The sequence below is a fragment of the Streptomyces sp. NPDC085946 genome (assembly GCF_044540485.1).
GTDB lineage: Bacteria > Actinomycetota > Actinomycetes > Streptomycetales > Streptomycetaceae > Streptomyces.
In genome coordinates this window covers 410715-424604 of the sequence record NZ_JBITSF010000004.1, presented here as the reverse complement: position 1 = coordinate 424604, position 13890 = coordinate 410715, and the positions used below count along the sequence as shown (strand labels likewise).

At 75.1% G+C, this 13890-nt stretch carries 13 protein-coding genes; 6 read left to right on the top strand and 7 right to left on the bottom strand.

Annotated features, from left to right (window positions below):
- The first annotated feature begins 27 nt into the window (after positions 1–27).
- From ureG to ACIF8T_RS11970, 3 genes are all read left to right on the top strand, one after another.
- Positions 28–705 (top strand): urease accessory protein UreG, encoded by a 678-nt coding sequence (gene ureG, locus ACIF8T_RS11980; RefSeq protein WP_400033825.1) that lies wholly within the window; start codon positions 28–30, stop codon positions 703–705.
- A complete protein-coding gene (locus ACIF8T_RS11975) occupies positions 693–1463 on the top strand; it encodes an urease accessory protein UreD (protein ID WP_400033823.1) in 771 nt (256 codons plus the stop codon). The genes ureG and ACIF8T_RS11975 overlap by 13 nt, the downstream gene beginning before the upstream one ends.
- 344 nt (positions 1464–1807) lie before the next feature.
- Entirely contained in the window at positions 1808–3409 is a 1602-nt protein-coding gene (locus ACIF8T_RS11970; RefSeq protein ID WP_400033821.1) for an alpha/beta hydrolase, read from the top strand.
- Between the two features lie 43 nt (positions 3410–3452).
- Here ACIF8T_RS11970 and ACIF8T_RS11965 read toward each other — a convergent pair whose 3' ends face one another.
- Complete coding sequence (locus ACIF8T_RS11965; RefSeq protein ID WP_400033819.1) at positions 3453–4475, bottom strand: NAD-dependent epimerase/dehydratase family protein; 1023 nt, start codon at positions 4473–4475, stop codon at positions 3453–3455.
- 76 nt (positions 4476–4551) lie between these two features.
- On the bottom strand, positions 4552–5277 hold the full coding sequence (locus tag ACIF8T_RS11960) for a lysophospholipid acyltransferase family protein (RefSeq protein ID WP_400033817.1): 726 nt from the start codon (positions 5275–5277) through the stop codon (positions 4552–4554).
- 265 nt (positions 5278–5542) lie between these two features.
- On the opposite strand from ACIF8T_RS11960, the gene ACIF8T_RS11955 reads away from it, so the two are divergent.
- Positions 5543–5986: an RpiB/LacA/LacB family sugar-phosphate isomerase gene (locus ACIF8T_RS11955; protein WP_400033815.1), complete on the top strand. Its 444-nt coding sequence runs from the start codon at positions 5543–5545 to the stop codon at positions 5984–5986.
- A gap of 15 nt (positions 5987–6001) precedes the next feature.
- Here ACIF8T_RS11955 and ACIF8T_RS11950 read toward each other — a convergent pair whose 3' ends face one another.
- From ACIF8T_RS11950 to ACIF8T_RS11930, 5 genes are all read right to left on the bottom strand, one after another.
- Entirely contained in the window at positions 6002–7231 is a 1230-nt protein-coding gene (locus ACIF8T_RS11950; protein ID WP_400033813.1) for a PP2C family protein-serine/threonine phosphatase, read from the bottom strand.
- Positions 7232–7241: 10 nt separating this feature from the next.
- On the bottom strand, positions 7242–9704 hold the full coding sequence (locus ACIF8T_RS11945) for a SpoIIE family protein phosphatase (RefSeq protein WP_400033811.1): 2463 nt from the start codon (positions 9702–9704) through the stop codon (positions 7242–7244).
- Between the two features lie 177 nt (positions 9705–9881).
- A complete protein-coding gene (gene rocD, locus ACIF8T_RS11940) occupies positions 9882–11108 on the bottom strand; it encodes an ornithine--oxo-acid transaminase (RefSeq protein ID WP_400033809.1) in 1227 nt (408 codons plus the stop codon).
- Positions 11105–11986, bottom strand: a complete 882-nt coding sequence (gene ddaH, locus ACIF8T_RS11935) for a dimethylargininase (RefSeq protein ID WP_400033941.1) — start codon at positions 11984–11986, stop codon at positions 11105–11107. The genes rocD and ddaH overlap by 4 nt, the downstream gene beginning before the upstream one ends.
- An 84-nt stretch (positions 11987–12070) precedes the next feature.
- Positions 12071–12574 carry an Lrp/AsnC family transcriptional regulator gene (locus tag ACIF8T_RS11930; protein WP_400033807.1) on the bottom strand — a complete coding sequence of 168 codons (504 nt, stop codon included), beginning with the start codon at positions 12572–12574 and terminating at the stop codon, positions 12071–12073.
- A gap of 123 nt (positions 12575–12697) precedes the next feature.
- Between ACIF8T_RS11930 and ACIF8T_RS11925 the strand changes: the two genes are divergently transcribed.
- Both ACIF8T_RS11925 and ACIF8T_RS11920 read left to right on the top strand, forming a co-directional pair.
- On the top strand, positions 12698–13474 hold the full coding sequence (locus ACIF8T_RS11925) for a LytR/AlgR family response regulator transcription factor (RefSeq protein WP_400033805.1): 777 nt from the start codon (positions 12698–12700) through the stop codon (positions 13472–13474).
- Between the two features lie 49 nt (positions 13475–13523).
- A complete protein-coding gene (locus ACIF8T_RS11920) occupies positions 13524–13883 on the top strand; it encodes a hypothetical protein (RefSeq protein ID WP_400033803.1) in 360 nt (119 codons plus the stop codon).
- Positions 13884–13890 lie beyond the last annotated feature (7 nt).

Here is a 13890-nt window from a genome sequence, read left to right as displayed (position 1 = left end):
CCGCACGGAGAACGTAGGAGCCGCCCCATGCACCTCGACCACACCCACGACGGGCCGGCCGCCGTCGGCGCCGACGCGCACCGCCCCGACGGCAGGCGCCGCGCCCTGCGCGTCGGGCTCGGCGGACCGGTCGGCTCCGGCAAGACCGCCACCGTCGCCGCGCTCTGCCGCGCCCTGCGCGACGAACTGTCGCTGGCCGTCGTCACCAACGACATCTACACCCGCGAGGACGCGGAGTTCCTGCTCCGCGAGGCCGTGCTGCCGCCCGAGCGGATCACCGCCGTGGAGACCGGCGCCTGCCCGCACACCGCGATCCGGGACGACATCTCCGCCAACCTGGAGGCGGTGGAGGACCTGGAGGACACGGTCGGGCCGCTGGACCTGATCCTGGTGGAGTCCGGCGGGGACAACCTGACCGCGACCTTCTCCAAGGGGCTCGTGGACGCGCAGGTCTTCGTCATCGACGTCGCCGGCGGGGACGACGTCCCGCGCAAGGGCGGACCCGGCGTCACCACCGCCGACCTGCTCGTCGTCAACAAGACCGACCTCGCGCCGTACGTCGGCTCCGACCTCGCGCGGATGGCCGCCGACGCCAGGGCCCAGCGCGCCGGACTGCCGGTCGTCCTCCAGTCGCTCAGGAGCGAGGCCGGGGTGCGGGACGTCGCCGACTGGGTGCGCGGGCGGCTCGCCGCGTGGACCGCGTGACGGCCACCACCGGCGTACGGGCCGTCGCGCGGATCCTCGCCCGTGCCGACGGCCGGGGCGGCACGGCCCTGCCCGTGCTGGAGAGCGACGGCCCGCTGGCGCTGCGGCGGACCCGGGGCAGTGGCGCCGAGGCCCGGGTGATGCTGGTCGGCGCCATGAGCGGCCCGCTCGGCGGGGACCGCTTCGCCGTCGAGGCGGAGGCGGCGCAAGGGGCCCGGCTGCGCGTCGGGTCGGCCGCCGCCACCCTCGCCCTGCCCGGCCAGGCCGGCGGCGCGGCCCGCTACGACGTCCGGCTCGCCGCCGCCGACGGGGCCGAACTGCACTGGCTGCCCGAGCAGTTGATCTCCGTCGCCGGAAGCTGCCTGTCCGTCACGACCCGCGTCGACCTCGCGGCCACGGCCCGGCTCGTGCTGCGCGAGGAACAGGTGCTGGGGCGGACCGGTGAGCCGCCCGGGCGGCTCACCAGCAGGCTGACCGTGCGCGTCGCCGGCCGGGCCGTCCTCGACCAGGAGCTGGCGTGCGGCCCCGGAGCACCCGGCGGCTGGGACGGGCCGGCCGTCCTCGCGGGGCACCGCGCCGTCGGCCAGCTCGTCGTCGCGCGGCCGGAGTTCGCGGCGGAGCCGGTGGCCGCGCGGATGCTGGGTGAGGGGGCGGCGGTGGTGCCGCTCGCCGGGCCCGCCGCGCTGGTCACCGCCGTGGCCCCGGACGCCCTGCGGCTGCGCCGCCTGCTGGACGAGGCCCTCGCCTCGCTGGACTGAGGGCTGTCGTTCGGATCACGCCGCGGACGCGGGGCCCGGCACGCGCGTCCGCGGCGTTGTCGTCGGTCGCCGATGCTCCGCACCGCCGCCCTCCTCCGCCTTGCGGCCGTACGCACCGGGCCCCGCTCACCGGCGCCGACGACCTGCAGCCGATTCCCCGCGACCTGATCCGAACGACAGCCCGTGGGGCCGCACCGGCCCGGACCCGGCCGGACCGCCGGCGAGCGAACACACCGGTCCGTTTATCGGATTGGCAAAGAAGGGCGGCCACCCCTGTTCCCGGGTGCCCCGCAGCAGCAAGGATCCCCCGGTACCCATCGCAACAGTGCAGGGGGAGGCCCCACTTGAGGTTTTCAGGACCGAAGAGGCGTGCGGCGGCGCTCGGTTCGGCCGGTGTGCTGGTCACGGCGACGCTGGTGGCGGGCGCGATATCCGCGCCCGCGGCGAGCGCGACCGCGGACACCCGCCACGGCCAGGACCGCGAGGCCCGGGGTGTCGCGATCGCGGCCGCCCGGGCCGCGAAGACCGGCATCGACTGGCAGGACTGCCCCGCCGACTGGGGGCTGGAGAAGCCGATCCAGTGCGGCTGGGTCAGCGTGCCGCTCGACTACGCCAAGCCGTACGGCAAGCAGATCGAGCTGGCCGTCGACCGTGTCGGCAACACCGGCACCAAGGCGGAGCGCCAGGGCGCCCTCCTCTACAACCCGGGCGGCCCGGGCGGCTCCGGCCTGCGCTTCCCGCGCCGGGTCACCACCAAGGCCCCGGTCTGGGCGAACGTGGCCAAGGCGTACGACTTCGTCGGCTTCGACCCGCGCGGCGTCGGCAAGTCCGCGCCCATCTCCTGCGTGGACCCGCAGGAGTTCGTCAAGGCGCCCAAGGCGGACCCGGTGCCCGACTCCGAGGCCGACAAGCTCGCCCAGCGCAAGCTGGCCCGCGAGTACGCCGAGGGCTGCCACGAGCGCAGCGGCGCGATGCTGCCGCACATGACCACCCCGAACACCGCGCGCGACCTCGACGTCATCCGCGCCGCGCTCGGCGAGAAGAAGCTCAACTTCCTCGGCGTCTCCTACGGCACCTACCTCGGCGCCGTCTACGGCACCCTCTTCCCGGGCCACGTGCGCCGCATGATCGTCGACAGCGTCGTCAACCCGTCCCGCGAGAAGATCTGGTACGAGGCCAACCTCGACCAGGACGTCGCCTTCGAGTCCCGCTGGAAGGACTGGCAGGACTGGGTCGCGCGGAACGACGCCGTCTTCCACCTCGGCACGACCCGCGACGCCGTCCAGGCCAAGTGGCTCGAACTGCGCGCCACCGCCAAGAAGAACCCCATCGGCGGGGTCGTCGGCCCGGCCGAGCTGATCTCCTTCTTCCAGAGCGCCCCGTACTACGACTCCTCGTGGGTGCCGGTCGCGACCGTCTTCAGCAAGTACGTCGCCGGCGACACCCAGGCGCTCGTCGACGCCGCCGCCCCCGACCTGACGGACACCGCGGGCAACGCCTCCGCCGAGAACGGCAACGCCGTCTACACGGCCGTCGAGTGCGCCGACGCCAAGTGGCCCACCAGCTGGCAGAAGTGGGACCGCGACAACACCCGGCTGCACCAGGACCACCCGTTCATGACCTGGTCCAACGCCTGGATGAACCTGCCGTGCGCCACCTGGCCCGTCAAGCAGCGGACGCCGCTGGACGTCAGGACCGGCAAGGGGCTCCCGCCGGTGCTGATCGTGCAGGCCGAGCGGGACGCGGCCACCCCGTATGGCGGCGCCGTCGAGCTGCACCAGCGGTTCAAGGGCTCCCGCCTGATCACCGAGAAGGACGCGGGCTCGCACGGCGTCACCGGCCTGGTCAACCCGTGCATCAACACCCGGGTCGACAGCTACCTGCTCAGCGGCGAGCTGGACGGCGCGGACGTGACCTGCGCCCCGCACGCCACGCCGAAGCCGTAAGGCACCCGGGCGAGGGGCGGCCGGGACTCCGGCCGCCCCTTCCTCACGCCGCGAACCAGGCGTCCTCCGCCGCGTAGTCGAACAGGCCGGGGTAGAACCCGGCGAGGGCCGGGAACGCCTCCCGCCAGTCCCGTCCGGCGAGCCGGCCGGTGAGCCACTCGACGGTCTCCGGCAGGCTCCCGGCGTACGACACCACCGGCCGGTAGCCCAGCTCGCGCCGGGCCGCCGCCATGTCGCACACCACCGGCAGCCGGGCCGACCAGGGCGTCTCGCCCACCCGAGGGGCCGGGGGCGGCCCGTCGACCGTCACCGTCTCGGTCTCCGCCCCCATGACCGCGTCGATCGCCGCCCCGATCTCCGCCACCGTCGGCGCCTCGTCGTCGCAGGCGTTCAGCGCCCGCGAGCCGGGGCGGGCCGCCGCCAGCCGGACCAGCTCGGCGATGTTCCGGGCCGCCGCCGGGTGGAACCGGCTCGCGCCGCGGAAGGCGAGCACCCTCCGGCGCCGCCCGTCGAGGTTGCGCTTCACGAAGTACAGCTCGCGCGGGATCGGGCTGTACGGCCCGTGGACCGCGCCCGCCCGCAGCAGCGTGACCGGCAACCGGTCGCCCGCCGCGAGCAGTTCCCGCTCCAGGGCCGCCTTGCGGGTGCTGTAGGTGGCGTCCCCCGGCGGCACCGTCGGCTGGTCCTCCGGGATGGGCACCGGGAACTCGGGGACACCGTCCGGTTCGCCCAGCGTGTCGAAGCCGCGCCCCCGGCCGTCCTCGTACACCGACACCGTGGAGATCACCACGGCCGAGCCGACGCGGCCGGCCAGGGACGTCAACTGCCGTGCGTGGCGGGCCCCGTGGGCGACGACGTCGACGACGGTGTCGCAGCCGTCGGCCGCCGCGGCCAGCGCCGCGTCGTCCTCGCGGTCGAGCCGCACCGCCCGGACCTCCCGCGGCCAGCCGTCGTCCCGCCCTCCGCCGCGCGACGCGGCCGTCACCGTCCAGCCGTCCCGCGCCAGGGCCCGCACCACCGGGCGGCCGATCTGTCCCGTCGCTCCGATCACCACAGCACGTCTCATGCCGGGACCCTACGGCCGCCCGGCCGGGGACCGGCGGTGTTTCTGCCGCCGGCAGACCGGCGCGGGGGCGCCGGCCTCAGCTGAGCGGCATGCGCGGGAACCGGCGTTCCCGCTCCGCCTTCCGCGCCGCCTCGGCGGCCTTGACGTCGGCCGCGTACGCGTCGACGTACTCCTGCCCGGACAGGGTCAGGATCGCGTACATGATCTCGTCGGTGACGGCGCGCAGCACGGCCTTCTCGTTCTCCATGCCGGCGTAGCGGGAGAAGTCCAGCGGCTCGCCGAAGCGGATCACCACGGGGTGGAGGCGGGGGACGACCTTGCCCGGCGGCTGGGCCTCGAACGTGCCGATCATCGCGCAGGGCACGACCGGCACGCCCGCCTTGAGCGCCATCACGGCCACGCCGACCTTGCCCTTGTACAGCCGGCCGTCGTGCGAGCGCGTGCCCTCCGGGTAGACGCCGAGCAGCTCGCCCCCGCGCAGCACGCCGAGCCCCTCGCGGATCGCCGCCTGCCCCGCCTCCTTGCCGGACCGGTCGACCGGGATCTGCCCGGCGCTGCGGAAGAAGGCGGCCGTCAGCCGCCCCTTGACGCCGGGCCCGGTGAAGTACTCGGCCTTCGCCAGGAAGGTGATGCGCCGCTTGAGGACCGCGGGCATCAGGAAGTGGTCCGAGAACGACAGGTGGTTGCCCGCGACGATGGCGGGGCCCGACTCCGGTACGTGCTCCAGCCCCTCGATGCGCGGCCGGAACACCAGCCGCAGCAGCGGGCCCAGCAGCACGTATTTGAGCAGGTGGTAGAACAAAGGCGCTCCTCGACTCCGGCGGGTGGGCGGGGTCGCCGCGTTCCAGCAGGTCGACCGGCATGTCGTGGGCCCAGTCTAGGAGCAGCGCGGTCGCCCGGCACCGGGTCGGAGCCGGCCCGGCCGATCCTTTCCCCCCGTGCCCGGGGGCGGTTCGCCCCGCGGCACCGGTCCGGCGCCCCGCCGTGACGGGGCGTCAGGCGGTCGCCGGCCCCGGCCGGTCCGGCCGTCCGGGCGGCCGCGGGGCGGCGCCGAGTAGGCTCGAACCATGCGGATCTCTGTTTCCTCGGACATGGACGAACCCGTGGCCCGCTCCCTCGTCGCCGAGCTGCGCGCCCGCGGCCACGAGGTGCGGCCGCACGGCGCCCTGCGCGCCGGGGACGACCCGCAGTGGGCGGTGTGCTCGGAGGCGGCGGCCCGCGAGGTCGCCGCCGGGACGGCCGACCAGGCCGTGGTGTGCTGCTGGACCGGCACCGGCGCCTCGATCGCCGCGAACAAGGTGCCCGGGGTGCGGGCCGCCCTGTGCACCGACGCCTACACGGCGGACGGGGCCCGGCGCTGGAACGACGCCAACGTGCTCGCGCTCAGCCTGCGGCTGACCTCGGAGCCGCTGCTCAGGGAGATCCTCGACGCCTGGTTCGCCGGCGAGCCCAGCCAGGACGCCGAGGACCGGGAGAACGTGGCGCGGATCGGGCGGCTCGACGGGTCCTGACGGCGCCGTACCCCCTCACAGCCGTACGACGATCAGCGCCGTGTCGTCGGTGGCGTCGCCGGGCGGCAGCAGGTCCGCCAGGACGCTGTCGGCCAGGGTCTCCGGGTCCTCGTCCCGGTGGCGGCGCACCGAGGCGGCCAGGCGGGCCAGCCCGGCGTCGATGTCCTCGCGGCGCCGCTCGACCAGGCCGTCGGTGTACAGCACCAGGATCGCCCCGTCGGCGTACGTGGTGGCGGCCTGCGGCCGGGGCCGGGGGTCGGGGTGGGCGTCCAGCGGCGGATCGGTGGCCCGGTCGAGGAACTCCACCCGGCCGTCGGGATGGACCAGCAGCGGCGGGGGGTGCCCGGCGCTGCTGTACGTGACGGTGTGGCCGTCGCAGTCGATGAAGGTCGTGACGGCGGTCGCCGACTCCGCCCCGTCGACGACGTGGGCGTAGCGCCCCAGCACGTTCAGGGCCTGGGCCGGCCCCGCGGCGACGCGGGAGGCGGCGCTGAGCGCGCTGCGCAGCTGGCCCATCACGCAGGCGGCCGCCAGCCCGTGCCCGACCACGTCCCCCACGGAGACGCCGACGCGGTCGCCGCCCACCAGGTCGACCAGGTCGTACCAGTCGCCGCACACGTTCAGCGCGCCCGCGGCGGGCCGGTAGCGCACGGCGGCCGAGTGGCGGCCGACCTGCCGGGGCGCCGGCAGCATCGCCTCCTGGAGGGCCAGCGCCACCGCGCGTTCCCGGGCGTGCGCCTGGCGCAGCCGCTCGTTGAGCTCCTGCAGCTCGCGGGCGTGGGCGTACAGCTCCGCCTCCAGCACCCGGGTCCGGTCCCCGTCGGGACGGCCGCGCGCCCGGACCAGGTCGGTGACCTCCTCCATCCGGTGCACGATCAGCCGGACCGTGCCGTCGGGACCCGGCAGCGGCGTGTTCACCGGGCTCCAGTACCGCTCCTCCCACTCCCCGGGCCGCCCCGGGACCTCCACGTCGTAGCGCTGCAGGGCCATCGCGTCGCGCTCGCCGGTGGCGAGGACCCGGTCCAGCGAGGCCTTCAGGTTGCGCGCGCCGGACGCCTCCGTGTCGTTCGGGTTGGCCGGGAAGACGTCGAACACGTACCGGCCGATCAGCTCCTCCCGGGTGCGCCCGGCGCCCTCGGCGAACTCGTCGTTCACGTCCGCGTACACCAGCTCCGGCGTGAGCAGCGCCAGCATGCCGGGCAGGCGGCGGAACACCGCCGCGTAGTCGATCGCCGGATCCGTCATGACCGCCGCCTCACTGCCGCTCCCCGGGCCCGGACAGCGACTGCTCAGCCCAGATGATCTTGCCGTCGGTGGTGAACCGGGTGCCCCACCGCTGGGTGAGCTGGGAGACCAGCAGCAGCCCGCGCCCGCCCTCGTCCGTCGTCCGGGGGTGGCGCAGGTGGGGCGCGGTGGCGCTGCCGTCGAAGACCTCGCAGACCAGCGTGCGTCCCCGGATGAGGCGGAGCCGGACGGGACCGGAGGCGTACCGGACGGCGTTGGTGACGAGCTCGCTGACCACCAGCTCGGTGGTGCAGGTCAGCTCCTCCAGCTCCCACCGCTCCAGCTGCCGGGCGGCCGCCCTGCGGGCCTCGGCGACGACGGCCGGCTCGGCGGGCAGGTCCCAGGCGGCGACCCGGTCCGCGCCGAGACGCCGGGTGTGCGCCATCAGCAGGGCCACGTCGTCCGACGGGCGGTCCGGGGCGAGCGCGTCGACCACGGCCCGGCAGCGCAGGTCGAGCGGGGAGGCCGCCGCCTCCAGCGCCCGGCGCAGCCGCTCCCGGTCCGGCGGGACGGCCCCGCTCCGCCCTGAGGCCAGCAGTCCGTCGGTGTGCAGGGCCAGCGTGCTGCCCTCCACCAGGGTCAGCTCCACCGCCTCGAAGGGCGGCCCGCCCACCCCCAGTGCGGGCCCCTGCGGGAGCTCCACGAACGTCACCGTGCCGTCGGGGCCGACCACGGCGGGCGCGGGATGGTCCGCGGCGGCCATCGTGCACCGTCCCTCGACGGGGTCGTAGACGACGTACAGGCAGGTCGAGCCCACGGCCTGGGCACAGGTGACGCCCGCGCCCGCCTGCGGTCCGTCCTCCCCGGACGGCCGGGCCACCAGGTCGTCGAGGTGGGCGAGCACCTCCTGCGGCGGCAGGTCCAGCGCGGCGAGGGTGCGCACGGCGGTCCGCAGCCGGCCCATCGCCGCGGCGGCGCCGATGCCGTGCCCGGGCACCTCGCCCACGACGAGCGCGACGCGCGCCCCGGACAGCGGGATGAGGTCGTACCAGTCGCCGCCCAGGCCGGTCAGCTCGTCGGCCGGCCGGTAGCAGGCGGCCACCTCCACCGCGTCCTGCTCGGGCAGCCGGTGCGGGAGCAGACTGCGCTGCAGGACGAGCGCGGCGTCGCGTTCGCGGGTGTAGCGGCGGGCGTTGTCCACGCAGACGGCCGCGCGCGACACGAGGTCCTCGGCCAGGCTCAGGTCCTCCCGGTCGAAGGGCTCCTGGCGGCGGCGGCGGAAGAACGTGGTGACGCCCAGGGTGGTGCCGCGGGCCCGGACCGGCACGATCATCACGCTGTGCAGGCCGAGCTCCAGGAAGGTCGCCGCCCGGCCGTCCGGTGTCGCCGTGGCCCACTCCGGGGCCAGCGGGTCGACCCGCTCCTCCAGCCAGGACGTGCCCGTGACCAGGCAGCGGACCGGCGGCGCCTCGGCCGGGTAGGCGGCGGTCTCGCCGATCCTGACGGTGGACCGCGGGAGGGTCTCCGGCGACGACCGCTGACCGGCCCGGCGCAGCGCGACCGGGGCCGTGCCGGCGAGCGGCCCCGGCGGGAGTTCCCCGCCGCGCAGGACCGTCTCCAGCAGGTCCACGGCGACGAAGTCGGCGAGCCCCGGCACGGCCGCCTCGGCCAGCTCCTGCGCGGTGCGCATGATGTCCAGGCTGCGGCCGATGTGCGCGCCGGCCCGGTCGAGCAGGGCCAGCCGCTGCCGGGCGCGGTGCCGCTCGGTGATGTCGACGACGGTGTAGTACACGCCCGTGGGCCGGCCGTGGTCGTCCTCCAGCCGGGTGAACGTCATCATGTGCGCGGTCTCCCGCAGCGGCGCCGCCCTCGTCCGGCCCACGTGCTCGTAGCCGAACACCGTCTCGCCCGTCTCCAGCACGTGCCGCATCTGCGCCTCGATGGCCGCGGCGTCCAGGCCGGGCTGGATGTCCGCCAGGCGCATCCCCAGCCGCCGCTGCGCCGGTCCGCCGCCGAACTCCTCCAGGGCGGCGTTCGACCACACGAAGCGCAGGTCGGTGTCGACGATCGCGATGCCGATCGGCGAACCGGCGACCATCTGCTGCAGCATGGTGCGGCTCATGTCCCAGCCGGGGGCGTCGCCCAGCTCCGACATCAGCACCAGCCACCGCGCGTGGCCGCCCGGCTCCTCGGCCGGGGTGATCCGCGTCATGACCCGGACCGGCCGGCCGTCCCGGCGCCGGGCCGTCAGCAGACCCGCCCATCCGCCGTCCCGGCGGCACCGCTCGACCAGGTCCGGCACCCGTGCCGCGTCCTCGTCGGTCAGCAGGTCGCCCAGCTTCCTGCCCACCGCCTCCGCGGCCGGGTACGCCAGCAGCCGCCGGGCGTCCCCGGTCCAGCCCGTCACCACACCCCGCGCGTCGAGCAACAGGGGCACGGCGTCGGCCACGTCGAACCGCTGCCGGGCGACGTCTCGCTCCTCGTGTGTGCCCACGGTCGACCTCTCTGTCGCTGAGAGTGGTCTACCACCACCTGCCTCAATCTTCGCCCTTCCGGCCGCGAGAGGGCGGGCCGAAAGGGGCCGGGCTGGTCCGGGCGGGTCGGGGCGTCCGGACACGGCCCGGCCGGGGCGGCCCGCGCAGGCCGCCCCGGCCGGGTCCCGCGGGGCCGGTCACGCTCCTTGCGCCAGCACCTTCTCCAGCGTCCCGAGCGCCCCCTGGAGCTCCTCCGCGGTGACGGTCAGCGGCGGGGCGATGCGGATCGTCGAGCCGTGGGTGTCCTTGACGAGGATGCCCTCGCGCATCAGGCGCTCGCTGATCCCGCGCCCCGTGCCGAGGGCCGGGTCGACGTCGACGCCCGCCCACAGCCCCCGCGAGCGGAAGCCGACGACACCCCGGCCGACCAGCCGCTCCAGGCCCTCGCGCAGCAGCACGCCCAGCTCGGCCGCCCGGCGCTGGAACTCGCCGGTCTCCAGCAGTTCGACCACCGCCGTGCCGACCGCGGCGGCCAGCGGGTTGCCGCCGAACGTGGAGCCGTGCTCGCCCGGGTGCAGCACCGAGAGGACCTCGCGGCGGGCGACGACCGCGGACACCGGGACGATGCCCCCGCCCAGCGCCTTGCCGAGCAGCACCACGTCCGGGACGACCGACTCGTGCTGGACCGCGAGCGTGTGGCCCGTACGGCCGAGCCCCGACTGGATCTCGTCCGCGACGAACAGGCAGCCCGCCCGGTCGGTCAGCTCCCGCACGCCGGCCAGGTAGCCGTCGTCCGGGATGTTGACCCCCGCCTCGCCCTGGATCGGCTCGATGAGCACGGCCGCCGTGGTCTCGTCGACGGCCTCCTCCAGCGCCGCCAGGTCGTTGTACGGCACGATCCGGAAGCCCGGGGTGAACGGGCCGAACCCCGAGCGCGCCGTCTCGTCGGTGGAGAAGCCGACGATGGTCGTCGTACGGCCGTGGAAGTTGTCCGCCGCGACCACGATGGTCGCCCGGTCGGCCGGGACGCCCTTGACGTCGTACGCCCACTTGCGGGCCACCTTGATGCCGCTCTCCACCGCCTCCGCGCCGGTGTTCATCGGCAGGACCATGTCCATGCCGGTCAGCGCGGCCAGCCGCTCGGCGAAGGAGGCCAGCCGGTCGTTGTGGAAGGCCCGCGAGGTGAGGGTGAGCCGGTCCAGCTGCCGGTGGGCCGCCTCGATCAGCGCGGGATGGCGGTGGCCGAAGTTGAGGGCCGAGTAGCCGGCCAGCATGTCGAGGTAGCGGCGGCCCTCCACGTCCTCCACCCAGGCGCCCTCGGCGCGGGCCACCACCACGGGCAGCGGGTGGTAGTTGTGCGCGAGGACCGGTTCCTCCGCGCGGATCAGTTCCTCGGAACCACGGGTGCGGGCGGGTGCGGTCATGAGCGGGTCTCCCGGATCTCCTGGGTGCAGCACTTGATGCCGCCGCCGGCCTTGTGGAACTCGGACAGGTCGACGGGGACGGGGACGTAGCCGCGGTCGGCGAGCCGGCCGGCCAGGGCGGTCGCCCGCGGCGAGATGAAGACGTGGCGGCCGTCGCACACGGAGTTCAGACCGAACGCCGCCGCGTCCTCGCGGGTGGCGAGCACCGCGTCCGGGTACAGCCGCGCGAGCACCTCGCGACTGCCCGGCGAGAACGCCTCCGGGTAGTACGCGACGTTCCCCGCGCCGCCGTCCGCCCCGTCGTCGAGGACGAACAGCGCCGTGTCCAGGTGGTAGAAGTACGGGTCCACCAGCGTCAGGCCGATCACCGGGACGCCGAAGAACTCCTGCACCTCGCGGTGGGCCTCGACGGTGGTGCGGAACCCCGTCCCGGCCAGGATCCAGCGGCCGGCCGGGACCAGGTCGCCCTCGCCCTCGCACACCGCCTCCGGGTGGTGGACCTCGAAGCCCTGCGCCTTGAACCACGCCTCGTACGGCACGGACTCGGGACGGCGCTCGGGCGCGTGGAAGAGGGAGCCGAAGACGCGGCCCGCCACGACCACCGCCGCGTTGGCGGCGAAGACCATGTCGGGCAGCCCGGGCACCGGTTTCACGGTGTCCACGGTATGGCCGTGGGCGCGGTAGGTGTCGACCAGCGCCTGCCACTGGTCCAGGGCCCGGATGACGTCGACGGGTTCGCCGGGGTGCATCCAGGGGTTGATCGCGTACTGCACGGCAAAGTGTCTGGGTTCGCAGACGAGGAAGCGCCGCCGGCGCGGCACACGGGAGTCGGGCACAGAGGGGTTCCTCCGCTTCCTGACGGTGCGTGACTGAGGGATGACACCACGGTAGGAAGCGATCCGGACGGCCGACAAGCGACGAAGGCTGCGTGTCGGCGCAGGAATCCTGCGTCGTGCGCCGGCTCAGCGCAGGTCTGCTGCGTCCTCCGGGGCGGGCTGGCTCGCTCCCGCCTCCGGACTGTCCGGCAGGAGGTGCGACAGCACCATCACGCTGATCGTCTTCCGGATGAACGGCTCCGCGCGGATCCGCTCCAGCACCTCCTCGAAGTGCTCCACGTCCCGGGCCCGCACGTGCAGCAGGGCGTCCGCGCCGCCGGTCACCGTCATCGCCGCGGCGATCTCCGGATGGTTGCGCACCACCTCCGCCAGCCGCCGTGGCGGGGCCGCGCCCTCGCAGTACACCTCGACGTACGCCTCGGTGCGCCAGCCCAGCGCCGACGGCTTCACCGTGGCCGTGAACCCGGTGATCACGCCCGTCTCCCGCAGCCGGTCCACCCGGCGCTTGACCGCCGTCGACGACAGCCCGACGGCCGCGCCGATCTCGGCGAAGGACGTCCTGGCGTTCGCCATCAGCGCGGTGATGATCTTCCGGTCGAGCTCGTCGAACGGTGCGGGCCTGCTGTTCATGCGGGCACTGTAGGACAGCCGGTCCGCGCGCCGCGGGCCCGGCGGGAGGGACCGCCGCACGCCGGGTGACGACCGCGACTCGCACGTGTCCACCCGTGCGAATTCCACCTACACTCCACGTTCATGCTGCGCGCCCTCGCCGTCGACGACGAACGCCCCTCGCTGGAGGAGCTGCTCTACCTGCTGCACGCGGACCCCCGCGTCGGCAGCGCGGAGGGCGCCGGCGACGCGACCGAGGCGCTGCGCCGCATCAACCGCGCGCTGGAGTCCGGACCGGACGGACCCGAGGCGATCGACGTCGTCTTCCTCGACATCCAGATGCCCGGCCTCGACGGCCTCGACCTCGCCCGGCTGCTGACCGGCTTCGCCCAGCCGCCGCTCGTCGTGTTCGTCACCGCCCACGAGGACTTCGCCGTGCAGGCCTTCGACCTCAAGGCCGTCGACTACGTCCTCAAGCCGGTCCGCCGGGAACGGCTCGCCGAGGCGGTCCGCCGCGTCGTCGAGCTGCACGCCCCCGAGCCGCGCGCCACCGCCCCGCGCATCCCCGTGCACGAGCCCGACCCCGACCACATCCCCGTCGAGCTGGGCGGCGTCACCCGCTTCGTCGCCGTCGACGACATCACGCACGTCGAGGCCCAGGGCGACTACGCCCGCCTGCACACCGACCGGGGCAGCCACCTCGTCCGGATCCCGCTGTCCACCCTGGAGGAGCGCTGGCGCTCCCGCGGCTTCGTCCGCATCCACCGCCGCCACCTGGTCGCCCTGCGCCACATCGGCGAGCTGCGGCTGGACGCCGGCACGGTGAGCGTCCTGGTCGGCGCCGAGGAACTCCAGGTCAGCAGGCGCCACGCCCGCGAACTGCGGGACCTGCTGATGCGCCGGACGACCGGACAGCCGTGACCGCCGGACCCCGCGCCACGTACCCGCACCACGAACCAGGGGAGCACCCATGCCCCAGGACCCGGCCGAACGCCGAGTCGTCGTCACCGGACCGCCCCGCCGCGTCCGCCGCACCTCCGGCTACTACCGCCCGCGCACCGAGATCGACGAGCAGACCACGCTCGGCCACACCTACGTCCGCTCCCTGATGCGCTCGCAACTGCGCGCCGCGCTCGCCGTGTGCGCGGTCCTCGTCCTGCTCGTCGGCCCCCTGCCGCTGCTCTTCGCGGCGACCGCGCACTCCCGCCGCCTGGAATGGGCGGTGCTCGGCTTCGGCCTGTACGTCCCGCTGGTCCTGCTCGCCCGCTGGTTCGTCCGGCGCGCCGAGCGCAACGAACGCGACTTCGTGCGCCTCGTGGAGGACCGGTGACCGCGGG